Genomic DNA, 23309 nt, shown 5'->3' on the forward strand with positions numbered 1-23309 from the left:
TGCAGCGCAACAAAAACGGACCAAAAAGCCGACGCTTGCGCTCCCCGTCGGGCATCATTACCACAAACGCAGCTTCCGTTTTCTGGGGACCGAGCGATGAAGGACGTGCTGAAGGAACTCGAGCGGCGGCGCGACATCGCCCGCATGGGTGGCGGCCAGGCCCGCATCGACGCCCAGCACAAGAAGGGCAAGCTCACCGCGCGCGAACGCATTGAGGTGTTCCTCGACGAAGGCTCGTTCGAGGAGTTCGACATGTATGTCGAGCATCGCTCGACCGATTTTGGCATGGAGAAGACCAAGATCGCAGGCGATGGCGTCGTCACGGGCTGGGGTACGGTCAATGGCCGCCCGGTCTATCTCTTCGCCAAGGATTTCACAGTGTTCGGCGGCTCGCTGTCGGAAGCCCATGCCGAAAAGGTCATCAAGGTGCAGGAGATGGCGCTGCGCAACCGTGCGCCGATCATCGGCCTCTACGATGCCGGGGGGGCGCGCATCCAGGAAGGCGTGGCGGCACTCGGCGGCTATGCCGAAATCTTCCAGCGCAACGTGCTCGCTTCGGGCGTCATACCGCAGATCTCCGTCATCATGGGCCCTTGTGCCGGCGGTGACGTCTATTCGCCGGCCATGACCGATTTCATCTTCATGGTGCGCGACACCTCCTACATGTTCGTCACCGGGCCGGACGTGGTGAAGACCGTGACCAACGAGACGGTGACAGCCGAGAGCCTCGGCGGTGCTTCCGTCCACACGACGAAATCCTCGATCGCCGATGGCGCCTATGACAATGACGTCGAAGCACTCCTGCAGATGCGCCGGCTGATCGACCTGCTACCGGCTTCCAACACATCAGAGATTCCCGAGATCGAATGCTACCAGTCGGTCACCGATCATGACATGTCGCTCGACCGGCTGATCCCCGACAACGCCAACAAGCCCTATGACATCAGAGAATTGATCCTGAAGGTCGCCGACGAGGGCGATTTCTTCGAGATCCAGCAGAGCTTTGCGAAGAATATCGTCACCGGTTTCGGCCGGGTCGAGGGCCGCACGGTCGGCTTTGTCGCCAACCAGCCAATGGTGCTGGCGGGTGTGCTCGATTCCGACGCCAGCCGCAAGGCGGCACGCTTCGTGCGCTTCTGCGACTGTTTTTCAATCCCGATCGTCACCTTCGTCGATGTTCCCGGTTTTCTGCCGGGTACCGCGCAGGAGTATGGCGGCCTGATCAAGCATGGCGCCAAGCTGCTCTTCGCCTATGCCGAGGCGACCGTGCCGAAGATCACCGTCATCACCCGCAAGGCCTATGGCGGCGCCTATGACGTGATGGCGTCAAAACATCTGCGCGGCGACATGAACTATGCCTGGCCGACGGCGCAGATCGCGGTGATGGGCGCCAGAGGCGCGGTCGAGATCATCTACCGCAAGGACATCGGCGATGGCGAAAAGATCGCTGCCCATACAAAGGCTTACGAGGATCGCTTCCTGTCGCCTTTCGTGGCCGCCGAGCGCGGCTATGTCGACGAGGTGATCATGCCGCACTCGACCCGCCGCCGTATCGCCCGGGCGCTTCGCATGCTGCGCAACAAGGACATGCAGAACCCCTGGAAGAAGCACGACAACATTCCGCTGTGAACTGGTGTCGCGGGCATCGCGGTTGATCAGCGCCCGTCTCCTGCAGCCACCAGGTCGCGCAGCACCGGCACCAGCGCCAGCGGCAAGTCCTCGGCGATCAGCCCCGGCCCAAACCGACTGCCCGCCTCGGCATGGATCCAGACCGCCGCGCAGGCCGCTTCGAATGCCGGCATGCCCTGGGCAAGCAGTCCGGCCGCGATGCCGGACAACACATCGCCCGACCCCGCTGTGGCAAGCCAGGCCACGCCGTTGGAATTGATCGCCGCCCTGCCATCCGGAGCGGCGATCACCGTATCGGCGCCCTTGTAGACGATGACGGCATTGGCATTCGCGGCAGCCGAGCGTGCCTTGTCCAGCTTCGAGGAGGCATTGTCGTCGGCGATACCAGGAAACAGCCTGGCGAACTCGCCTTCATGCGGTGTCATCACCAGCGCCGGCGCGTCCGGCCCACGGGCGGCTTCGAACAAAACGTCTGGCGCCTCCCGAAAACTCGTGATCGCGTCGGCGTCGAAGACCAGGCCGTCAATTCCGGTGGAGGCGGCCGCTGGCTTGCCCGACGCGAGCAGCGCGAGCGCGAACGCCTTGGTTTTTTCACCGACGCCAAAGCCGGGTCCGAGAACAAAGGCCGATGGCCGACGTTCCCCGACAAATGCCTCAATGTCGGCAGTGTCGTCGGTCCTGCGCAACATGATCGAGGTCAGGTGCGCGGCATTGACCTGCATGGCGTTGCCCGGCGACAGAAGCGTCACCGCCCCTGCCCCGCTTCGGGCGGCGGCAAGCGCCGAGAGCCGCGCCGCGCCGGTAGCGTTGGGTCCACCGGAAAAGACACCGACATGGCCGCGCTTGTATTTGTGCGCGTCGACGGCCGGCACCGGCAAACCGCGCAACCAAAGCTCCGGTCCGTTCTCGAATGTCCGGGGCTGGAGCGTTGCGATGATCTGCGCGCCGATGCCGATATCGGCAAGCACGATCTCGCCGCATCGTTCCCGGCCGGGCAGGAGCAGATGGCCGGGTTTCTTGCGCGCGAAGGTCACGGTGAGGTCGGCTGAGAACGATGTGCCGAGCACCTTGCCGCTGTCACCGGAGATACCGGAAGGCAGGTCAACCGCGACAACCGGCAGATGCAGGTCGCTCACGAGATCGACCGCCCTGGCGGCCTCGCCGGACAACGGCTTGGACAGCCCTGCGCCGTAAAGCGCATCGACCACGATCGAGCCGGGTCCGGCATTAAAGTCCGAGAGCGGCCTGGGCCTGACGGAGCATTCCGCGGCGGCGAGTGCCGCGTCGCTATCCGGCCTTGGCGGACCATGCGCCCAGACCGTGGTGGCGACGCCGCTGCCGGCAAGGACTTGGGCAACGATATAACCGTCGCCGCCATTGTTGCCCGGGCCGCACAATACATGGACGTGGGCCGCTGCGGGATAGCGCCTGAGCACTTGCGCCGCGATGGCTTGCCCGGCACGGCGCATCAAGCCAATGCCGTCGGTTGGACCTGCTGCAATAGTCAGCCGATCCGCTTCGCCCATCTCGGCGGAAGTAAGAAGTTCGTGGCTCATGGATTGCCGATCCGCATTCGATCAAGCATTGTCCAGTTTTCGGCTCGACGCAAACGGGGAGGAGTAGCGCTGTCATGGTCACGTCGATCGGCGCAAGGATCACGGGCACCAAGCTGCCCGCAATATGAGCACTTTGCCCAGATATTGGGCAGACAGGCACAGTGGCGCCGAATAGGCTGTTGTCCTTCATGCCGCTTCCAATGCAGCGAATGACGCGAATTTGCATCTGGGGGTGACATGGCTTTGGAATCGTATGACACCGCTTCAGTTCCCTTCGACTGGCACAGTTCGTGCTTGATGGAGGCGCAAGCGGGGGCTCACAACCCGTTTTTTTGGCAGTGGAGGCCACTTTTTACATGAAAAAGATCGAAGCGATCATCAAGCCATTCAAGCTGGACGAAGTGAAGGAAGCGCTTCAGGAGGCCGGACTGCAAGGCATTACCGTGACCGAAGCCAAGGGTTTCGGGCGCCAGAAGGGCCACACCGAACTCTACCGCGGCGCCGAATATGTCGTCGACTTCCTGCCCAAGGTGAAGATCGAGGTCGTGCTCGGCGACGATGCCGTGGAAGGCGCGATCGAGGCCATCCGCAAGGCGGCCCAGACCGGCCGTATCGGCGACGGCAAGATCTTCGTCTCCAACATCGAGGAAGTCGTGCGCATCCGCACCGGCGAAACCGGCATGGACGCGGTTTGATCCGACCCGGCCATCCTCTAAGAAACGTCATCCATCAAAAAAACGTCAGCACACAGGGATACATGACATGACGACAGCCAAAGACATCATGAAGCAGATCAAGGACAACGACGTGAAATTCGTCGACCTGCGCTTCACCGACCCGAAGGGCAAGCTGCAGCACGTGACGATGGATGTCGTCGAGGTCGAGGAAGACATGTTCGCCGACGGTGTCATGTTCGACGGCTCCTCGATCGCCGGCTGGAAGGCCATCAACGAGTCCGACATGGTGTTGATGCCCGATCCGGACACGGTCCACATGGACCCGTTCTTCGCGCAGTCGACCATGGTTATCCTGTGCGACATCCTCGACCCGGTCTCGGGCGAATCCTACAACCGCGATCCGCGCGGCACGGCCAAGAAGGCCGAGGCCTACATGAAGGCGGAAGGCATCGGCGACACCATCTACGTCGGCCCGGAAGCCGAGTTCTTCGTGTTCGACGACGTCAAGTACAAGGCCGATCCCTACAACACCGGCTTCAAGCTCGATTCGACCGAACTGCCGTCGAACGACGACACCGACTACGAAACCGGCAACCTCGGTCACCGGCCGCGCATCAAGGGCGGCTATTTTCCGGTGCCGCCGATCGATTCGGCGCAGGACATGCGTTCCGAAATGCTGACGGTGCTGGCCGAAATGGGCGTGCGCGTCGAAAAGCATCACCATGAGGTGGCCGCCGCCCAGCACGAACTGGGCATCAAGTTCGACACGCTGGTCCGCAACGCCGACAAGATGCTGATCTACAAGTATGTCGTGCACCAGGTCGCCAACGCCTATGGCAAGACCGCCACCTTCATGCCGAAGCCGATCTTCGGCGACAACGGCTCGGGCATGCACGTCCACCAGTCGATTTGGAAGGGCGGCAAGCCGACCTTCGCCGGCAATGAATATGCCGGTCTGTCGGAGAGCTGCCTGTTCTATATCGGCGGCATCATCAAGCATGCCAAGGCGATCAATGCCTTCACCAACCCGCTGACCAACTCCTACAAGCGTCTGGTGCCTGGCTACGAAGCGCCGGTGCTGCTCGCCTATTCGGCGCGCAACCGCTCGGCCTCCTGCCGCATCCCATTCGGCTCGTCGCCAAAGGCCAAGCGCGTCGAGGTTCGCTTCCCCGATCCGGGCGCGAACCCCTATCTCGCTTTCGCCGCCATGCTGATGGCCGGCCTCGACGGCATCAAGAACAAGATCCATCCGGGACAGCCAATGGACAAGGATCTCTACGACCTGCCGCCGAAGGAGCTGAAGAAGATCCCGACCGTCTGCGGCTCGCTGCGTGAAGCGCTGCAAAGCCTCGACAAGGATCGCGGCTTCCTGAAGGCCGGCGGCGTCTTCGATGACGACCAGATCGATAGCTACATCGAACTGAAAATGGCGGAAGTGATGCGCTTCGAAATGACCCCGCATCCGGTCGAATACGACATGTACTATTCGGTCTAGGATTCCGTTCGGATAATGTTTCAAAGCCCTTGAAGGATTTCCCCCTTCAAGGGCTTTTTGCTGATCCAAAGGGCTCTGTCGATGGATTGTTTGCGGACAGCCACGCACGATGGTCAACTTGCTTAGGTTTTGAAGGACGGATCGCAGCTGGAGCTGCCGGGCCTCGCGGCGGCCGCCGGCGAAAGACCTCAGGTCACGGGCGGCAGGACCCAGCCAGTGCCCATTCGAGCAAGTAGCCGTAGCCTTTCGAGCGCAATCGAACGCCAGGAGCGAGCGGCGCACTGCCTCAGGCTGCAATGCCCGCTCGTCCGGCGCCCCCGCCAATGCAGTCGTTCACGAAACCCCCGCCCCGTTCGAACAGCATCGCTTGGCGTAACCCGTAGCCGTGAATACGCATGCCGCGGCGTCATATGTCAACGCCACGGAGGTATGGCACCAACTGGCGATTTCCTTGCATGAACAGTGGCTTATACAAGGGTTCGTTGGTGTACGGACGAGCCGGAAACAGGCAGTTTTCCGGGCTTTTTCACCAAATACAGAAACGCAAGCCGTCGATGAAGGGTATGGCATGCCGGCCAAAAGCCTCCTCATTCGCTGAAGCTGACCCGACCTTTTCAGCCTGACTTTTTTTGGGTGTATTCAAGTCGCAGCCGTTCGATCGGTTTTGATGGACGTTCAGCGCCTGTTCCGCCCACTCGCTGCTAACGTGGCATCCCGGAGCGAGTCTCTCCGGAATGGACGGGCCGCCACAAAAGAGAACCCCGGCGACGGCCGGGGTTCTCGCAAGGACAGAGCGTCGGAGGGTAACGCCTATCCAGCAAGCTCGTCGGGACCGTGCAGGTTCCAGTCCGTTCGCCTGGCCAGGATCAGCAGATAGTAGATTGCCGCCACTGCCATGATCAGCAGCGTCGCGATCAGGCTCGGGCGCCCGAAAGCAGCATCGAGCAGGTTCTGGTAGGCGACATAGACCAGCGCCACAAAGGCAAGGACGGCCGGCACCGGGAACAGCGGCATGCGGTAGTGTCCGCCAGCCGTGGTGCCATTGCGGCGGCCGGCAAACACCGCCACGCACAAAAGCGCGTAGATCACCACCAGCGACGTGCCGCTGACCACCAGCAGCAGATTGAGATCGATGAAGCAGGCGAGCGCAGCCAGCACCGCCACGACGATGGTGGCGATCCAGGGCGATGCGTAGCTGCCATGGACCGAGGCGACGGCGGCGTTGATTGGGCCGAACCAGGTCTTGTCGCGGCCGGAGCTGAACAGCAGCCTGGCGGCCTGCAGGATGATTGCGATGACGGCGTTGAAGATGGCAACGACGATGGCAAGGCTGATCAGAACCGTCAGCGCATGGCCGCCGCGCGCTTCCAGAAAATACTCGATCTTTTGGGGTGCCGCGAGCAGGCCGGGAAGATCCGGAGACCCCAGCAACACCGCCGTCAGCGGAATGAGTTCGGCCGCGACGGTAATCACCAATGCCCAGAGAACCACCTTGCCGATGTTGCGCCTGGCATCCTGTGTCTCCTCGCCGAAATAGGCGGCCGCGCCATAGCCGTTATAGGCAAACAGCGAGACGGCAGTGGAGGCCAGGATGAGGCCGGCCGAGGCCGGAACAAGCGTGTTCGTGGTGGCGTCGAGCAATTGCGGCGAGGTGAACAGGCTGGAGAGCGGCCGCTCGACATGGGCAAAGCCGAGACCGGTCAGGATCAGCAGCGCCAGCATCTCGATGCCGAGGAAAATGCCGGTGACGAAGGCATTGAGCTTGATGCGCATCGCCGCGACCGTGCCGGCCAGCCCGATCGTCACCACGCCGACCCATTGCGGACTGAGGTTGGGGATGAGCACACCGAGATAGGTGCCGACACCAAGCGCGATGACGGCGACGATCAGCACGATCGAGACGAACACCAGCACCCGCGTGACGAAGCCCCAGAAGCGGCCGAGCGTGCGGCCGATCATGGTGTATTCGCCGCCGGCCATCGGATAGGCCGATGAGAGCTCGGCATACACGAAGGCCATGAACAGCCCGATGACCGCGGCAATGACGAAACTGAGAAATGAACCGGTGCCGGCCAGCGCGATGACGCCCGGCACGATGATGAACACCGAGGATGCCGGCGTCACTGCCGACAGCACGATCATCAGTGTGCCGAGCGCATTCAGCGCCCGATCCAGTCCCTTGGCGGCGGGCGCGGCCTTCGCAGTTGACCCTGTCGTTGCTTCGTTTGTAGACATCTTCCTCCCCTTTTTTTAATAAGATAAAAATTTCCTCCGATGGGGACCCTAGCGACGGAGTCAGATATCGTCAATAAATATGGTGCATTGGTGCTTGCGAAATTTCATGAGGCTGTTTTAAACTGAATCAAATTCAGGAAACGAAGATGGGACGACCCAAAACCCAGGCCGATCGTCGCCTCACGCTCGTCGCGGCAGCGGAATCGATGATCGCCAAGCGCGGCCTTGCCGGCGTCACGTTGCGCGACGTCGCCAATGAAGCAGGGATGAGTTCGAGCGCCCTGCTCTACTATTATCCTGGCCTGAAGGACCTGCTGGACGATGTGCAACGCAAGGCCGTCGAGCGGTTCTGCACCATACGCGCGGCGTCGGTTGCCGAGATCGCCGATCCGCGGCTGCGGCTGAAAACGATGATCGAAAGCGGACTGCCGACGGACGCGGACGACCAGCTCTGCCGGCTGCTGCTCGAACTTGGCGCCTATTCGCGCTCGGATGCGAACTACGCGGCCCGCCACATCACTTTGTTCGAGCGGCAGGTGTCGATCTATGTCGGCATACTGGAGGCGGGCGCCGCCACCGGCATCTTTAAACTACGGGCGACCAGCGAGACGATCGCGCGCAGCCTGGTCGTGCTCGAGGATGGCCTGGGGCTGCATCTCGTCAATGTCGTGCCCGCGGTCGATCAACCTTCGGCGATGGCGATCCTGACCAGCTATGCCGAGCTTGCGACGGGCTGCAGCCTTCGCTGAGCCAGAATATCAATCAACGGAGCGGAACCCCAGCATGGACCAACTGCCGACCCATACCACCACGCCAGCCGGCAAGGCCCGCGCCCGGGCGCTCGCCATTCCCTTGCAGGGCACGCCCGGCCCCGCCAATGCCATCACCGATGTCGGAGGCGTCCTGGTCGGCTACTCCACGATCATCAAGGGCGAAGGCAGGCTCTCACTCGGACAGGGACCGGTGCGCACCGGCGTGACGGCGATACTGCCGTTCGGCCATGACGGCGTCGGTGTGGCCTGCGCCGCCGGCTATCACTCCTTCAACGGCAATGGCGAAATGACCGGCGCCTCGTGGATAGAGGAAGCCGGCAGCATCAGCCTGCCGATCCTGATCACCAACACCCATGCGGTCGGCCCCTGTCATCGCGGCATCATCGACTGGGTCGCGCGCCACAAGCCCGACGTCGCCGATCAGTGGCTGCTGCCGGTGGTGGCCGAAACCTGGGATGGCTATCTCAACGATATCAACGGCTCGCATGTCACGGTCGACCATGCGATCGCGGCGATCGACAATGCGACGAGCGGCCACATCGAGGAAGGCTCGGTCGGCGGCGGCACGGGCATGAACTGCTACGCCTTCAAGGGCGGCTCGGGCACGGCTTCAAGGGTCGTCGACTACGGCCATCGCTCCTACACGGTCGGCGTCTTCCTGCAAGCCAATTTCGGCTCGCGCCGTGAACTCACCATTGCCGGCGCGCCGCTCGGCAACGAACTCGCCGACGACAACCCGATGGAGCACTATTTCAGCGGCGGCCCGACGGGCGCCGGCTCCTGCATCGGCATCGTCGCCACCGATGCGCCGCTGCTGCCTGGCCAGTGCAAGGCGCTGGCCAGGCGCGTGCCGCTCGGCCTCGCACGGACAGGCACCACCGGCTCGCATTTCTCCGGCGATATCTTTCTCGCTTTCTCGACCGCCAACCGCGACGCCCTCAACGGCCGCTTCCCGCGGGGACCGGCGACCGAACACAGCTATGGGCACATGGATTTCATCCCGTGGGGTCGCATGGATGATTTCTACGCAGCCGTCGTGCAAGCAGCCGAAGAGGCGGTGCTCAACGCGCTTGTCGCCAACAGCGACATGATCGGCCGCGACGGCAATCGGACCCCCGCCCTGCCGCATGCCAAGGTGGTGACGGCTCTGAACGCGCGTGGGGTCATGGCTGATCGACAATAACGAAGGCCAATCCGGCAAACTGCTTGACAAAAAAAGGGCCCGGGCGTTTTCAGCCCGGGCCTTTTCCATAATGAGCATCCGTTCGCGGCGCAGAGTTGGTGCGCCGCAAAGAGGATCAGGCGGCGGCCGAAACCTCTGCGCTGGCCGGCACCGAAGCGATCGTCTTCAGGATCTGCGAGGCGATCTGGTAGGGGTCGCCCTGCGAGTTCGGACGGCGGTCTTCCAGATAGCCCTTGTAGTCGTTCTTGACGAACGAATGCGGGACGCGGATCGACGCGCCGCGATCGGCGATGCCATAGCTGAACCTGTTCCACGGCGCGGTCTCATGCTTGCCGGTCAAACGCTTGTCGTTGTCCGGGCCGTAGACGGCGATGTGGTCCATCAGATTCTTGTCGAAAGCCGCCATCAGCGCTTCGAAATAGGCCTTGCCGCCGACTTCACGCATATAGGCGGTCGAGAAATTGGCATGCATGCCCGAGCCGTTCCAGTCGGTGTCGCCGAGCGGCTTGCAATGGTATTCGATGTCGATGCCGTACTTCTCGGTCAGGCGCTGCATCAGATAGCGGGCCATCCACATCTGGTCGGCGGCCTTTTTGGAGCCCTTGCCGAAAATCTGGAATTCCCACTGGCCCTTGGCCACTTCGGCGTTGATGCCTTCGTGGTTGATGCCGGCCGCGAGGCAGAGATCAAGATGTTCCTCGACGATCTGGCGCGCAACGGAGCCGACATTCGAATAGCCGACGCCGGTATAGTACGGACCCTGCGGTGCGGGATAGCCACTCTCGGGGAAGCCGAGCGGACGGCCGTCCTTGTAGAAGAAATACTCCTGCTCGAAGCCGAACCAGGCGCCTTCGTCGTCGAGGATGGTGGCGCGCTTGTTGGAAGCGTGCGGCGTAACGCCATCGGGCATCATGACTTCGCACATGACGAGCGCGCCGTTGGTGCGGGCCGGATCCGGGTAGACCGCGACCGGCTTCAGCACGCAGTCGGAGCTATGCCCTTCGGCCTGCTGCGTCGATGACCCGTCGAAGCCCCACAGCGGCAGCTGCTCGAGCGTCGGGAACTCGGCGAATTCCTTGATCTGCGTCTTGCCGCGAAGATTGGGGACCGGGGTGTATCCATCGAGCCAGATATACTCGAGCTTGTATTTGGTCATTCTAGAGCCTCTCGTTGCTTGGACACCGCAAGCAGGCGATGTCGATGCATGGCCGAAACAGGCCGGCCTGCCGATGATTAAAAAGCAATTCGTATGCCACTCGGCCTCCGACGGGTGCGGCAAAATGGTCATGCCAAGGCTTTGATTTTGCTGGGCCGTCCCAGCAATGCGTGCAGATCGCCCAAGCCGCAATACTGCTTAAATCATAGGCAAATCATGATCTTTTCGTAGGCATATTGCCTAAATGACTCGCAGAACCTATTTTGATGAGAACTGAATCGACGAGCTTCTGAAAAACAAGGGAGACCGGCAATGCAAGTCACGCAATCGCGTCCGTCGGCGAAAATCCTGATGTTCCCACCGGCAGCGCGCAGGCCTGCCTTAAATTTAGGCGCCAAGGCCAAATTCGCGGCAGAGCTTGCCGCGCTTCGCGGCGAGCACGCCGATTTCGATGGCTGGTACCACGAGGCCGCCGTCGAGGAAGAAAGCCCGCAACGGAAAAGCTGAAGCCGCTCCACGTCGATCTCGCATGAAAAAGCCCGGCGCGATCGCTCGCGCCGGGCTTTTCGTTCGTAAGAGCCTAGCGACTACTCCTTGGCGTGCAGGTCGGTTCCCAGCGTATCCTTGACGAAGATCATGCCGATGATCAGCGTCATCGCCGCGATGACCACCGGGTACCAAAGGCCATAGTAGATGTCGCCCTTGTAGGCGCTGAGCGCGAACACCGTCGCCGGCAGCAGGCCGCCGAACCAGCCATTGCCGATGTGGTAGGGCAATGACATGCCGGTGTAGCGGATGCGGGTCGGGAACATCTCGACAAGGATCGCCGCGATCGGCCCGTAAACCATGGTCACGAACAGCACCAGGATGAACAGGATACCGATTGTCATCGGCCAGTTCACCGCCGCCGGATCGGCGAACATGGCAAAGGCACCGCCGTCCGGTATGTTGTAGACGGTGACCTCGGGTGCGCCCGCGGCCTCATCGGCGGTCAAGAGCTTGTCCTTGACCGCCTGATCGGTCGGCACCGCTGCCTTCTCGCCGCCGCGGATCGCGGCTGCGTCGAGCTTGAGTTCAGGATTGGCTGCGATGAAGGCATCGAGTTTCTGGTCCGCAACCTTAATTGCCGCACGCTTCAGCGGATAACCGCTGTCCCGCAGGGACATGTTGACGGCCTTGACGAAGACCGCGTCCTTGGCCTTGGCCTGATCGCCGGCCGCGACCGCATCGTAGGACGGCACCGTCTCTGTACCAATCTTGACTGACGCAGCCGTCCCGGCCGCCGCCGTCGACACCACATCGTACGGAACCGAGTTCTTGGTCAGGAACGAAGTCGCGATGTCGCAGGATGTCGTGAACTTCGCCGTGCCGACCGGATTGAACTGGAACCTGCAGTCGCCGGGTGCCGCCGTCACCGTTGCCCGGGTGCTCTGCTGTGCCTTGGCGAGCGCCGGATTGGCGGCCCAGGTCAACGCCTTGAACAGCGGGAAGGTGCAGACGATGGCCAGCGCAAGGCCAGCCATGATGATCGGCTTGCGGCCGATCTTGTCGGACAGCCAGCCGAACACGACAAAGAAGATCGAGCCGAGCGCCAGCGCGATGGCGATCATGATGTTGACCGACTGCGCGTCGACTTTCAGCACGTTCTGCAGGAAGAACAGCGCGTAGAACTGGCCGTTGTACCAGACGACGGCCTGACCGGCGGTGAGGCCGAGCAGCGCCAGGAGCGCGATCTTGGCGTTCTTCCACTGACCAAAGGCTTCCGAGAGCGGCGCCTTGGAGCCCTTGCCTTCTTCCTTCATCTTCTGGAAGGTCGGGGACTCCGACAGAGACAACCGGATCCAGATAGAAACGGCGAGCAGCAGGAAAGAGACGATGAAAGGAATGCGCCAGCCCCAGGCGGCGTAGGTCTCCTTGCTCAGCGATCCCTGCACGATCAGGATGATGATCAGCGACAGGAACAGGCCTAGCGTCGCGGTCGTCTGGATCCATGAGGTGTAGAAGCCGCGGCGGTCATCGGGCGCGTGCTCGGCGACGTAGGTGGCCGCACCACCATATTCGCCGCCCAGCGCCAAGCCCTGCAGCATGCGCAGGGCGATCAGGATCACCGGAGCCGCGATGCCCAAGGTCGCATAGCCGGGCAGCAGGCCGACCAGGAAGGTCGAGAGACCCATGATCGTCATGGTGACCAGGAATGTGTATTTGCGGCCGACGAGGTCGCCGATGCGACCGAACAGCAGCGCGCCGAACGGGCGCACCAGGAAGCCCGCGGCAAAGGCAAGCAGCGCGAAGATGTTGCGCGTTGCCTCGGGAATGGTCGGGCTGAAAAAGGTCGAGCCGATGAAAGCCGCCAGCGAGCCGTAGAGATAGAAATCGTACCATTCGAAAACGGTGCCGAGCGAGGAAGCGAAGATGACTTTCTTCTCCTCTCGCGTCATGCCGCGGCTCGTTCCGCCGGCGGTCGATGCCATTGCCATTGAGTTATCCTCCCGTGAGACCCAGTCCTCGATGCTGTGCGCCAACGTCCGCGTTCTCCTCGGAACGCGGACTCACAAGACGCAGCCAACACAGGAAAAATGGCAGAAAGCGCCGGGGAAAGGCACCGCGACGATGGGATTATGACTTTCGTATTAGGTGCAGTGCGAAGGCGGAGCGAAGCGCTCAGGCCTGCAGCGCTTCGAGCAGGCTGGCGGCGGCCATCATATCTCGTTTGCGCGCGGTGCGGCGCGCGACGGCTTCGGCGTCCTGTCCCCACTGCGCGATCTGCCAGTCTTCGTCGACATGGCCGGCGGCCCAGGCTTCCTCGCCGTCGAGCTCGCCGAAATCGACCGCCAGCGCCAGCAGTGCCGAGCCGGTCAGCGACGTCATGACATGAATGGCGGCAAGGCGCAGCGGTTGGGCGCGCTGCGCCAGATGGCTGCCCAGCACGGCAATGGTTTCGCGCGGCTGCTCGACATGGATGATGCCCTCGGCAAGGTTGAAGCGAACCCCGAGCGAAGCGCGTGCCCAGTCGATGACGGGATCCCACTGCTCGTTCTGCCGCTCGACCAGCCCTTGTGGGGCGTCGGCGCGATAGCAGAGCAGATCCGACGAGGCGAAACGCAGAATGTCTTCCAGCACCGCCTGCGGATCGCTGGCCACGCCATCGATGGCGGTGTTGACAAGCCGCATCACCGGCATCGTCACCGGATTGATCGTCTCGCCCTGTTCCGCGAACTCGTCGGCAACCAGCGCCGCGGCCGCCTCGGTCGGCAGCGCCAGCAACGCCTTGCCCGGGGTGCGCACCGGCCTGCCGTCGAGTTGCACGGCAAAGCCAGCTTCCACCGGCACGACCGAAACCTCCTTGTAGAAGCGCTTGGGCAGCGGCGTCTTCATCTGGATCTGGGCGCGACGCACCGGATCCGGATCGGAAAGATACTTGCCCGCTTCGAGGTCGTTGAGGATATCGCGCATGAAAATCTCTTTCACACCGGCGTCAGCTTGCGCGCCGGCCGGTTGACGATGATCAGGCCCGCCGCGATGAGACCAAGTGCCAGGAAGATGCGAATGGTCAGCGGCTCATTCAAGAACATCGCGCCGCATAAAACACCGAAAACCGGCGAGAGGAAGGTGAAGCTCGACAGGCCGGAGGCCGGATAGCGGCGCAGCAGCCAGAACCACAGCACATAGGTAAAGGCGACGATATAGATCGCCTGGAAAAGCAGCGCCAATGTCGGCAGCAAGGCTGGATCGCGAACCGGCGGGCCTGCGAGAGGCATCACCAACACGCCAACGACCGCCGCGCCGGCGAGTTGATAGAGCAGCAGCTTCTCCGCGGTTGCCTCGACCAGTTTCGATCGCTTGATGAGGATGTTGGTCAGAGCCCAGAAAAACCCGGAACCAAGGCTCAGGAGATCGCCGAACAGCATGTCTCCGCTACCGCCGAGCTTGTCGGAAAAAACGGTGGCGAGACCCGCAAAGGCCAACAGCAGGCCAAGGAATTTGCGCGTGGTGATCCGTTCGCCGAGCAGCAAGTGGCCGCCGATCAGCATCCAGAACGGCATCGAGTTGACCAGCAGCGTGTTGCGGGCAACGGTCGTATGCTCCAGGCCGACATAGAGGCAAAGGAACTCGACGCCGAAAAGCACGCCGACCGCGATGCCGGCCAGCAATGTCCCATCCCTGGCGAACAGCGCGATGCCGCGCCATCGGCACCAGAGGAAAACGCAGAAACCACCAATGACCGAACGCGCGATCGACAGGAAGACCGGGTCGTAGCCGGCATAGGAGATTTTGGCGGCGACGTAGTTCAGCCCCCAGGAAAAGGTCAGGCCGACCATGATGGCGGCGGCGGCCATATCGACAGCGTCGCGCCGATCGAGCGCGTCGGTGGCGCCGCTCACGGTCAATCCTCCGCGCTGGCGTCGTCGAAGCCGATCAGGTTCCAGCTTTGGCGCATGTGCGGCGGCATCGGCGCGGTGACATCGATGACGCCCTTGTCCGGGTGCGGAATAATGATGCGGCGCGCGTGCAGGTGCAGGCGGTTTTGAATGCCGCCGGGAAAATCCCAGTTGGTGTCGGCTTCGAAGTATTTCGGGTCGCCGATGATCGGACAGCCGATATAGGCGGCGTGGACGCGGAGCTGGTGCGTGCGGCCCGTATAAGGCTCCATCTCCAGCCAGGTCATGGTCTGCGCCGCCTGCTCGATGATGCGGTAATAGGACACGGCGTGGTCGGCGCCCTTTTCGCCATGCGCGGCGATGCGCACGCGGTCGCCGTCCGGCGTCGCCTCCTTGATCAGCCAGGTCGAGATCTTGTCCTCGCGCTTGGGCGGCACGCCCTTGACCAGCGCCCAGTAGGTCTTCTTGGTTTCCCGTGCCCGGAACGCCTCGGAGAGCTTCATGGCGGCCAGCCTGGTACGGGCGACGACCAGCACGCCCGACGTATCGCGGTCGAGCCGATGCACCAGCCGCGGCTTCTCGCCCTTCTGGTTGCGCCAGGCTTCCAGCATGTCGTCGACATTGCGCGTGACGCCGGAGCCGCCCTGAACGGCGAGGCCCGCCGGCTTGTTGAAGACGAAGACCTTCGGATCCTCATGGATCAGCATCTTGGCGAGCACATCGGCGTCACCCTGGTTGCGGATCGAGTGGCCTGTGAGCGCGCTCTCGCCCTTCTTGTCCACCTCGAGCGGCGGCACACGCACCATCTGGCCCGGCTCGACGCGGGTGTCGGCCTTGACCCGACCGCCATCGACGCGGATCTGGCCGGAGCGCAACAGCTTCTGCAGATGGCCGAAGCCAAGACCCGGGAAATGGGTCTTGAACCAGCGATCGAGCCGCATGCCCGCCTCGCCGGCCTCCACCGTGATCTGTTCAACGCCTGCCATGTCTTTTTCGCTTATCCGTTTCCCGAGCAGGGCTCTTGGCCTGCGTTTGGCGCGGCAATAGCATTAATGCACGCCGCCCAAAACCATAAAGCACGCCATGGCATGCTTATGGCAGGCTTCTTGCAAGCCAAAGTCCCAGAAACAGGGCAATGATCGCGCCAATGACGCTTGCAAGCGCGTAACCAAACGCCGGCAACGTGGCGCCCCGCTCCCACAGCGTCGCGAAATCGAGCGAAAAAGCGGAAAAGGTGGTGAAGCCGCCAAGGATGCCGGTGGCGACGAATAGCCTGAGCTCGTTCGATCCGCCGCGGCGCACCAGAACGGCGATGAACAGCCCCATAGCAAAGGAGCCGATGATGTTGATCGCCATCGTGCCCCAGGGATAGTTGGGGCCGACGAGGCGCAGCGCGCCCATACTGGTCAAATGGCGGATGCCGGCACCGATGCCGCCGCCAACGGCAACAAGAAGCAGATTGAGCATAGCCGTTACTGCCCCTGAGAGGGCGCCGGCGTCAATCCCTTGGGCTCGGTCAGCGCCAGATCCGCCTGTCGTGGTTCACCAGACAGGTGTTGTCCAGTCCGGATATCTCTTCTTGAATTCGCCGTACAGCGCATTGAGTTCCTGCTGCGTGACTGGACGCATCTGCTCATAGAGATAGCCGGTAACGCCGCCGGACAATTGGTACCGCGCAATGCGCTTGTACGCGGCACCGATGCCTTGCCCGTCAAGAATATATTGGTTCGGAAGCGTGACGCAAATCTGCGCGCCCGGTTGCAGATGAGTAACCGGCGGGTCGGTCACAATCACAAATCTGGATTTCAATGCGTCCGGCTGAAACCGATCACGACTATCCACCTGGCAAATCCAGCCGATATGGGGAACGAGGTCCCGATCCATCCCGAACAACAGCGCGTCGCTCATGACTGCCCCCGAGGCAAAAACCGAAAAGCGATCCTGTGGCCCCATTCTGCCGGCCAGATCATCGATCATGCGCCTGTATTCGGGGAGATTGTCGAGGTGGAGGGGGAGTGTGGCCTCCCGCGCAAAAACGAAATCGATCGGAGACAGGAGCTGACGACCTGTCGGGAAAAATGTGCCCAGGAAAGCGAGGCCAGCGGCAACCGCCATGCCTGCGGTCCACCATCGCGATTTCAGCGCCGGCACGGAAACGATCGCGACGATGGCTTGGACGTATGCAGGGAAAAGCCAAAGGAACATCGGCAGTGAATGATGGGGTTCCGGATCCTGCGTCCGGGTGAAAATCAAAAATGTCAGCAGCGAGGCGATGGCGCAGAACAGGGAGAACCTGTTGCGGCGAGCAATGGAGATGTAAAGCCCGGCAATGATCAGCAGCCAATTCACATAGCTGAGCCGGCTCCCCATTTCACCGAGTTCAGTGCCAAAGGTCGTCTTGTATCCGCTGTAGAGGTCGCCGTAGCTCGTTCCCAGAATTCTGGCGATCAGCGGCAGCTGGAAGTTCAATGCGGTTGCGGTGACAACGAAGATCGCACACAGGCCACCCCCTGCCGCAGCGCGGAATGCCGGAAGGTCCCGATCCCTTGCGATCTGCAGCAGGCCCAGGAACGCCGCGGAAAGGGTGACCCCGATAGCAGCGTAGGCGTACCAGCGCCGCAGCATGAAGGCCAACCATAGGCTGGCGCCGACCGATATTCCGCTCACCACCGGTTCGCGGGTCAGGAATTTTGACTTCCACAGGACATAGGTTGCCGCGGTGAGAGCGAGACAACCGGCAACATCAGGCATTCCACGCAGTGTCGGCGCCCAGAACGGCGTGTAGAGCAAGGCCGCGATCCAAACGGCTGGCCAGCTGCGAGAAGGTGCCTCGGAGACCGCCTCGAGATAACTTATTCTACCTATGAAAAGAACCGCTGGATCCAGGTAGACCGAGACTATTCCAGCGACGAAGGAAAGCCTCGAACCACCGAAGACGATGTGAAAGGGCATCAACGGCACCAGGATAGCCACACCATAATCTTGCGTGGCAATGGAAGTACCCACCTGGTTCAGCCAGTTGAAGGGGTCCTCGACCAGGAGCGCGCCCTGCTGGTTGAACACATTGAAATAAGCAGCGTAGTCCCAATAGTAGACCGGTTCTTCAAGATTTATGTACGCGGCGCTGATGGCAATGCCTAGCATCACGGTGCATATGTAGGTTCCCGCCCAGACTCCGAAGGCTTTGTGCTTTGACACTTGGATCCGCCAAGGAAGGAAGAGACAGAACTGCCGAGGGCAGAATCGAGATACCCTGACGCAGCCGGAGCCGTGCGGGCAAATGCGAATCCTGCGACATAGGTCATATAATGAATTGGCGACGGCCCAAAGAGGCCGAGGTCTGAACCGACGTAACGCTAAAGCTGCCCGTCTTGTCAGAGCATGGCTTGTCAGAGCATTGCCTGGCGGTGCTCAAACCAATGCAGGAGCGCCGGCAGCGGCTCTTGGTTTGACGCAATTCGCGACGGAAAGCCGTCTGCGTTTCCTGGAACTGCCCTAACGCATTCAGGATGCTGCCGGCAGAGCCGGCAGCATCGATGGATCTTCAACTCAGGTGGTTTCGACCTTCTTCGGCTTTGTGGAGCCAATCATCTTCCAGTTCTTGTAGAACATCGAATTGATGCGCTCGACGCTCACCGAGACGATGGCGAGAAGCCCCGCGATGAGGCCCGGGAATGGCGACGGCCTGACAATGTCCATGAACACGCAGTAGCGGCGGCCGTCATATTCGTTGACCGAACGATGCAGCAGCGTGTCGTCGAAAATGTAGAGCGGATTGTCATGCCAGTAGTTCCTGGCGTTGTTGCACTCGACGAAAACCTCCGCCTTTACCGGCAGCAGATTGTAGAGAATGCGCAGGCTGAGCCGCAGCGGCCCGAAATGCCAGGAGGTCGATTCCTTGCCCCTGAAGACCGAAACGGCAATGGTCTTGATGTATTTGAAATCCTTGTTGAATTCAGCGACGTTGTCGATCCGGTGCTTGCCGTACCATTGATAGACATACATGCCACGCCGGCCGGTGCCGAAATTGGCGTCGATGTCGGCGATGATCTCGTCCTTGCGCGCCTTGAAGACATCAAGGACCTCGTTGACCTCACGCTGATAGTCGGCGGGAAACTGCTCCAGCTTCCACACGCCCGGATTTCTGTAGCACAGAAGATCGACCAGCAGGTTGAAGGGTGAGAGCAACCAGGTGAAGAGCCCGTTGCCAAGGAAGTAGCCGCTGAACAGCGCCAGATCCTTCCTGCTGTTGCGCAGTACGTCGATCAGGCCACAGACGATGAAGATCGTCGTCAGCATCGGGATGAAATAGAAGCCAAGGGCGAGAAGCGGGATGGCAATGGCGAATTTGCGAAGGGATTTGCGAAGGGTTTTTGTCATTTTTCCACGCGCGACGCGCGATCCTGTTGCGAATGAGGTGCCCAAATCATGGCAACGGCCACCGCCCGACCGTGCGCCTTGATAAGGTTTTTTGGGTCACCGCACAACGGCCATGGTATCCGGCCGGGCTGGCTGCCTGGTGGAGCATGCCGGGCTGTCAATGCACCGCCGGCAAGCCAAGCTCGTTCCATCTATCCCTGGCCACGGGATCGCCGACCAGAAACTCAAAGCCGATGACGCTTTCGCCGTCCTGCGCGAGTTGGCATTTGAACTTCAGGCCGTACCAGTTTTTACCGCTGCGAAAAGCCGCACCATCGGCGGCGATCGTCGTGCCGGTGATCTTTTCCTCGGCGGTTGCATAGGGCACCACCCGCTCCGGCTGGAAATCCGCGCGCCATTGGCGGATCTGATCCATGGCCTCCAGATTGCAAAGCTGCACCATGCGCTCGTCGGACGCGAAGGTCTCGAGATCGGCGCGGGCCTGCTTGCTGCGCGGATCGGCGAGCGTCTTGGCCGACAGCATCCGCGTCGGGTGAATCATGGCCGGCGCGACGGGAGACCGGGGAGCGCTTGGCGTCGGCGCAGGGGCCGCGGGTATGGGCGCGCCGGGCGCCTCGGCGGGCGGTGAAGGGGGTCTTGTCGAAGCCTCGAACTGCTGTGGCGTCAGGATGGCGACCGACACGCGCTCCTCCTCCTCACGCCGGTTCGGGGGCTTCTGCAGTGGTATCAACATAACCGTGGCGGCGAGCAGCGCGTGCAGGAGAACCGAAGTGGAAATCCCCCAAGGCGAGGCCTCGTTTCGCACCGCCAAGGCCACCGGACTCCGCAAGCCAGCTATTCCCGCTCTTTGCGCAGCTTTGCCCAGTAGTCGAGCCGCTTCCTGATATCGCGCTCGAAACCACGTTCGGGCGGATCGTAGAAGGTCTGTCGACCCATTTTTTCGGGAAAATAGTCCTGGCCTGAAAAGGCGTCCGGCTCATCATGGTCGTAACGGTAGCCGGCGCCGTAATCCTCCTCTTTCATCAGCTTGGTCGGCGCGTTGAGGATATGCTTGGGCGGCAGCAGCGAGCCATGTTCCTTCGCGGCCCGCGTGGCTGCCTTGAAGGCTGTATAGACGGCGTTGGATTTCGGCGCGGTGGCGAGATAGACGGTGGCCTCGGCGAAAGCGAGCTCGCCCTCGGGAGAGCCGAGATAGTCATAGGCATCCTTGGCGGCGTTGGCGACGACCAGTGCCTGCGGATCGGCCAGCCCGATGTCCTCCATCGCCATACGCACCAGCCGGCGGCCAAGATAGAGCGGATCCTCGCCGGCATCGAACATGCGCGCCAGATAGTAGAGCGCGGCATCCGGATCCGAGCCGCGCACCGACTTGTGCAGCGCCGAGATCAGATTGTAATGGCCATCCTGGCCCTTGTCGTAGATCGGCGCACGGCGCTGGACGATGCGCTGTAGCCCTTCGGGATCGAATATCTCGCCAGGCTTGGCTGCACGCCAGACTTCCTCGGCCAATGTCAGCGATGCGCGTCCGTCGCCATCGCTCATGCGGATCAGCATCGCCCGCGCCTCGTCATCGAGCGGCAGCGCCCTACCCTCCGTCTCCTCCGCCCTTATCATCAGCTTGGCGATGCTGTCTTCGCCGAGCGAATGGAAGACCATGACCCGTGCGCGCGACAACAAGGCCGCGTTGAGTTCGAAGGATGGATTTTCGGTGGTGGCGCCAACCAGGACCACCGTCCCATCCTCCATGACGGGGAGGAAAGAATCCTGCTGGGCGCGGTTGAAGCGGTGAATCTCGTCAACGAAGAGCAGCGTCTGGCGCCCGTTGGCGCGGCGCAGCTTGGCCGCCTCGAACACTTTCTTCAGATCGGCGACGCCGGAAAACACGGCCGATATCTGCTCGAACGCAAGACTGGTTTCGCCGGCAAGCAGCCTTGCCACCGTGGTCTTGCCGGTGCCGGGCGGACCCCAGAAGATCATCGATCCCAGCGAACCGGAACCGATCAGCCGGGTCAGCGCGCCATCGGGACCCGTCAGATGCTCCTGGCCAACGACCTCGCCGAGGTTTTTCGGACGCAACCTGTCTGCCAGCGGCCGCCCGGGCGGCACCTTTTCCGGTTCATCGACACTGAACAGATCGGCCATGCACTTCTTTTGGTTTGGAGCGCGATCCCTTCAGATCGAACTCAGTAACGCAACACCTGGCGCAGTATCTGCCCGCCGCGCTCGACGGTAAAGCGCCACCAGCGCGTATCCTGCTGGGCTACCTGCGCCAGCGTTGCGGCGGTGTCGATGCTGGTGCCGTTGACCTCGCGCACGATGTCGCCCGGCTGGAAACCGAAATCGGCGGCCGGCGAATCACGGTTGATGTCGATCACCGTCACGCCCTTGAGGTCCGTGCGCAGGCCGAGCTTCTGGGCAAGCCGCGGCGACAGTTCCGAGACCTTGGCGCCCGAGAACGGGCTGCGGCCATGCAGCGTCACTTCCGAGGCTTTCGCACCCTCCGGCGCCCGCTCCAACGCGATATCCATCGCTGCCTGCTGGCCCTTGGTCAGGATCGCGAAATTCGCCTTGGCGCCGATCGACAGCGTCGCCATGCGATAGTCGAGCGCCTCGATGCTCTCGACCGGCTTGCCATTGATCTGCAGCACGACATCGCCCGGCTTCAGTCCTGCCTTGCCGGCGGGGCCTGTCGCGTCGACGGACGAGACCAGCGCCCCGGTCGGCTTTTCCATGCCGAGCGATTCGGCGATCTGCGGCGTCACCGCTTCGAACTCGGCGCCGATATAGGGCCGTTCGAAGAAATCGAGGCCGGCCTTGGCGGCATCGGCGAAAGCCCGCACCATGTTGGCTGGGATCGCAAAGCCGATACCGATCGAGCCGCCGCTGCGGCTGTAGATGGCGGTGTTGATGCCGACCAGTTGGCCGCCCATGTTGATCAGCGCGCCGCCGGAATTACCGGGATTGATGGCGGCGTCGGTCTGGATGAAATAGCCCGAGTCCGAGACGCCTATATGGCTGCGCGCAAGGGCGGAAACGATGCCGCTGGTGGTGGTCTGGCCGACGCCGAAGGGATTGCCGATGGCCAGCACCAGGTCGCCGACTTCGAGCGCGTCGGAATCGCCGATGGCGATCACCGGGAACGGCTTGTCGGACTCAATCTTGAGCACGGCAAGGTCGAGCGTTTCGTCCTTCAGCATCACCTTGCTGGCGAATTCACGGCCATCGGCGGTCGCCACCTTGACCTCGTCGGCGTCCTTGATGACGTGGAAATTGGTGACGATGACACCGCTCGGATCAACGAGCACACCCGAGCCCAGGGAAGACTGAGCACGCGGCTGGGCGCGGCCGAAAAACTCCTCGAAGAACGGATCGCCTTCGAAAGGCGATGTCACCTTGGCTGTCTGCGAGGCATAGACATTGACCACGGCCGGCGCGGTCTGCTTGACCAGAGGCGCGAACGACAATTGCACTTCCTCACGACCGAACGGCACGCGCTTGTCCGGGCCTGAAGTGGCATTCTCGCCTTCAACGCCATGCAGCAGGTCGGTCAGCACATCGGAGAGCCCCGGATCGGCGGGCTTGGCGGCGTCCTCGGCCAGCGCCTGCCGGACTGCCGGTGCGGCTGCGAACACCATGAAGGCGCAAAGCAGAACAAGGGACAGTCTTTTGGCGAGCATTCGCGAATCCTCCAAGGCGAGTTCGGGCGCATTGTCCCGACGAATGTGCAAAATGAAAGGCTAAGCCGCTGAAATCCGATTATTTTCGCGCCAATCAATAGTTTTGGGCACGGCTTGGCGCGCACAGAATATGAAAAAGGGGCCCGCAGGCCCCTTTAATTCAATCTGG

At 62.0% G+C, this 23309-nt stretch carries 19 protein-coding genes; 6 read left to right on the top strand and 13 right to left on the bottom strand.

What is annotated here, in order from left to right:
- The first annotated feature begins 96 nt into the window (after positions 1 to 96).
- Positions 97 to 1629, top strand: coding sequence for an acyl-CoA carboxylase subunit beta (locus tag EN824_RS07890; protein WP_127869351.1), 1533 nt, complete (start codon positions 97 to 99; stop codon positions 1627 to 1629).
- Between the two features lie 26 nt (positions 1630 to 1655).
- Here the strand turns inward: EN824_RS07890 and EN824_RS07895 are convergent, their stop codons facing one another.
- A complete protein-coding gene (locus EN824_RS07895; protein ID WP_135932081.1) occupies positions 1656 to 3185 on the bottom strand; it encodes an NAD(P)H-hydrate dehydratase in 1530 nt (509 codons plus the stop codon).
- A 356-nt stretch (positions 3186 to 3541) separates the two neighbouring features.
- On the opposite strand from EN824_RS07895, the gene EN824_RS07900 reads away from it, so the two are divergent.
- Together EN824_RS07900 and glnA are read left to right on the top strand one after the other, a co-directional pair.
- On the top strand, positions 3542 to 3880 hold the full coding sequence (locus EN824_RS07900; protein ID WP_006205430.1) for a P-II family nitrogen regulator: 339 nt from the start codon (positions 3542 to 3544) through the stop codon (positions 3878 to 3880).
- A gap of 67 nt (positions 3881 to 3947) precedes the next feature.
- Complete coding sequence (gene glnA, locus EN824_RS07905) at positions 3948 to 5357, top strand: type I glutamate--ammonia ligase (protein WP_127279623.1); 1410 nt, start codon at positions 3948 to 3950, stop codon at positions 5355 to 5357.
- An 810-nt stretch (positions 5358 to 6167) separates the two neighbouring features.
- Here the strand turns inward: glnA and EN824_RS07910 are convergent.
- The gene (locus EN824_RS07910) at positions 6168 to 7592 is read right to left on the bottom strand and encodes an APC family permease (RefSeq protein WP_135932082.1); all 1425 of its coding nucleotides are present in this window, start codon (positions 7590 to 7592) and stop codon (positions 6168 to 6170) included.
- Between the two features lie 146 nt (positions 7593 to 7738).
- Between EN824_RS07910 and EN824_RS07915 the strand changes: the two genes are divergently transcribed.
- Entirely contained in the window at positions 7739 to 8341 is a 603-nt protein-coding gene (locus EN824_RS07915) for a TetR/AcrR family transcriptional regulator (protein ID WP_135867744.1), read from the top strand.
- Positions 8342 to 8375: 34 nt separating this feature from the next.
- Entirely contained in the window at positions 8376 to 9548 is a 1173-nt protein-coding gene (locus EN824_RS07920) for a P1 family peptidase (RefSeq protein ID WP_135932083.1), read from the top strand.
- A gap of 115 nt (positions 9549 to 9663) precedes the next feature.
- Here EN824_RS07920 and EN824_RS07925 read toward each other — a convergent pair whose 3' ends face one another.
- Positions 9664 to 10704: a glutamine synthetase beta-grasp domain-containing protein gene (locus EN824_RS07925; protein ID WP_135915587.1), complete on the bottom strand. Its 1041-nt coding sequence runs from the start codon at positions 10702 to 10704 to the stop codon at positions 9664 to 9666.
- A 312-nt stretch (positions 10705 to 11016) separates the two neighbouring features.
- Between EN824_RS07925 and EN824_RS07930 the strand changes: the two genes are divergently transcribed.
- Positions 11017 to 11211: a DUF2735 domain-containing protein gene (locus tag EN824_RS07930; RefSeq protein ID WP_135932084.1), complete on the top strand. Its 195-nt coding sequence runs from the start codon at positions 11017 to 11019 to the stop codon at positions 11209 to 11211.
- A gap of 80 nt (positions 11212 to 11291) precedes the next feature.
- Here the strand turns inward: EN824_RS07930 and EN824_RS07935 are convergent, their stop codons facing one another.
- The 10 genes from EN824_RS07935 to EN824_RS07980 form a co-directional block, all read right to left on the bottom strand.
- A complete protein-coding gene (locus EN824_RS07935) occupies positions 11292 to 13181 on the bottom strand; it encodes an MFS transporter (RefSeq protein WP_135915586.1) in 1890 nt (629 codons plus the stop codon).
- 184 nt (positions 13182 to 13365) lie between these two features.
- Positions 13366 to 14157, bottom strand: a complete 792-nt coding sequence (locus tag EN824_RS07940; protein WP_135932085.1) for an ATP12 family chaperone protein — start codon at positions 14155 to 14157, stop codon at positions 13366 to 13368.
- A gap of 11 nt (positions 14158 to 14168) precedes the next feature.
- The gene (locus tag EN824_RS07945; RefSeq protein WP_189522140.1) at positions 14169 to 15041 is read right to left on the bottom strand and encodes a DMT family transporter; all 873 of its coding nucleotides are present in this window, start codon (positions 15039 to 15041) and stop codon (positions 14169 to 14171) included.
- Between the two features lie 47 nt (positions 15042 to 15088).
- Positions 15089 to 16069, bottom strand: coding sequence for an RluA family pseudouridine synthase (locus tag EN824_RS07950; RefSeq protein ID WP_135880295.1), 981 nt, complete (start codon positions 16067 to 16069; stop codon positions 15089 to 15091).
- Positions 16070 to 16175: 106 nt separating this feature from the next.
- Positions 16176 to 16550 carry a fluoride efflux transporter CrcB gene (gene crcB, locus EN824_RS07955; RefSeq protein ID WP_135932087.1) on the bottom strand — a complete coding sequence of 125 codons (375 nt, stop codon included), beginning with the start codon at positions 16548 to 16550 and terminating at the stop codon, positions 16176 to 16178.
- A gap of 75 nt (positions 16551 to 16625) precedes the next feature.
- On the bottom strand, positions 16626 to 18281 hold the full coding sequence (locus EN824_RS07960; RefSeq protein WP_135932088.1) for a hypothetical protein: 1656 nt from the start codon (positions 18279 to 18281) through the stop codon (positions 16626 to 16628).
- 351 nt (positions 18282 to 18632) lie between these two features.
- On the bottom strand, positions 18633 to 19463 hold the full coding sequence (locus EN824_RS07965; protein WP_127869363.1) for an aspartyl/asparaginyl beta-hydroxylase domain-containing protein: 831 nt from the start codon (positions 19461 to 19463) through the stop codon (positions 18633 to 18635).
- A gap of 157 nt (positions 19464 to 19620) precedes the next feature.
- Complete coding sequence (locus tag EN824_RS07970; RefSeq protein WP_245520958.1) at positions 19621 to 20145, bottom strand: DUF930 domain-containing protein; 525 nt, start codon at positions 20143 to 20145, stop codon at positions 19621 to 19623.
- A 152-nt stretch (positions 20146 to 20297) separates the two neighbouring features.
- Positions 20298 to 21605, bottom strand: coding sequence for a replication-associated recombination protein A (locus tag EN824_RS07975; RefSeq protein WP_127279756.1), 1308 nt, complete (start codon positions 21603 to 21605; stop codon positions 20298 to 20300).
- 41 nt (positions 21606 to 21646) lie between these two features.
- On the bottom strand, positions 21647 to 23140 hold the full coding sequence (locus EN824_RS07980) for a DegQ family serine endoprotease (RefSeq protein ID WP_127869364.1): 1494 nt from the start codon (positions 23138 to 23140) through the stop codon (positions 21647 to 21649).
- Positions 23141 to 23309: the final 169 nt, after the last annotated feature.

It is taken from the genome of Mesorhizobium sp. M8A.F.Ca.ET.181.01.1.1 (genome assembly GCF_004792025.1).
Classification (GTDB): domain Bacteria; phylum Pseudomonadota; class Alphaproteobacteria; order Rhizobiales; family Rhizobiaceae; genus Mesorhizobium.

Excerpts from the sequence above, each read along its gene's own strand:
- EN824_RS07890 (WP_127869351.1), top strand. The coding sequence starts at position 97 with ATGAAGGACGTGCTGAAGGAACTCGAGCGGCGGCGCGACATCGCCCGC.
- EN824_RS07895 (WP_135932081.1), bottom strand. The coding sequence starts at position 3,185 with ATGAGCCACGAACTTCTTACTTCCGCCGAGATGGGCGAAGCGGATCGG.
- EN824_RS07900 (WP_006205430.1), top strand. The coding sequence starts at position 3,542 with ATGAAAAAGATCGAAGCGATCATCAAGCCATTCAAGCTGGACGAAGTG.
- glnA (WP_127279623.1), top strand. The coding sequence starts at position 3,948 with ATGACGACAGCCAAAGACATCATGAAGCAGATCAAGGACAACGACGTG.
- EN824_RS07910 (WP_135932082.1), bottom strand. The coding sequence starts at position 7,592 with ATGTCTACAAACGAAGCAACGACAGGGTCAACTGCGAAGGCCGCGCCC.
- EN824_RS07915 (WP_135867744.1), top strand. The coding sequence starts at position 7,739 with ATGGGACGACCCAAAACCCAGGCCGATCGTCGCCTCACGCTCGTCGCG.
- EN824_RS07920 (WP_135932083.1), top strand. The coding sequence starts at position 8,376 with ATGGACCAACTGCCGACCCATACCACCACGCCAGCCGGCAAGGCCCGC.
- EN824_RS07925 (WP_135915587.1), bottom strand. The coding sequence starts at position 10,704 with ATGACCAAATACAAGCTCGAGTATATCTGGCTCGATGGATACACCCCG.
- EN824_RS07930 (WP_135932084.1), top strand. The coding sequence starts at position 11,017 with ATGCAAGTCACGCAATCGCGTCCGTCGGCGAAAATCCTGATGTTCCCA.
- EN824_RS07935 (WP_135915586.1), bottom strand. The coding sequence starts at position 13,181 with ATGGCAATGGCATCGACCGCCGGCGGAACGAGCCGCGGCATGACGCGA.
- EN824_RS07940 (WP_135932085.1), bottom strand. The coding sequence starts at position 14,157 with ATGCGCGATATCCTCAACGACCTCGAAGCGGGCAAGTATCTTTCCGAT.
- EN824_RS07945 (WP_189522140.1), bottom strand. The coding sequence starts at position 15,041 with ATGGCCGCCGCCGCCATCATGGTCGGCCTGACCTTTTCCTGGGGGCTG.
- EN824_RS07950 (WP_135880295.1), bottom strand. The coding sequence starts at position 16,069 with ATGGCAGGCGTTGAACAGATCACGGTGGAGGCCGGCGAGGCGGGCATG.
- crcB (WP_135932087.1), bottom strand. The coding sequence starts at position 16,550 with ATGCTCAATCTGCTTCTTGTTGCCGTTGGCGGCGGCATCGGTGCCGGC.
- EN824_RS07965 (WP_127869363.1), bottom strand. The coding sequence starts at position 19,463 with ATGACAAAAACCCTTCGCAAATCCCTTCGCAAATTCGCCATTGCCATC.
- EN824_RS07975 (WP_127279756.1), bottom strand. The coding sequence starts at position 21,605 with ATGGCCGATCTGTTCAGTGTCGATGAACCGGAAAAGGTGCCGCCCGGG.
- EN824_RS07980 (WP_127869364.1), bottom strand. The coding sequence starts at position 23,140 with ATGCTCGCCAAAAGACTGTCCCTTGTTCTGCTTTGCGCCTTCATGGTG.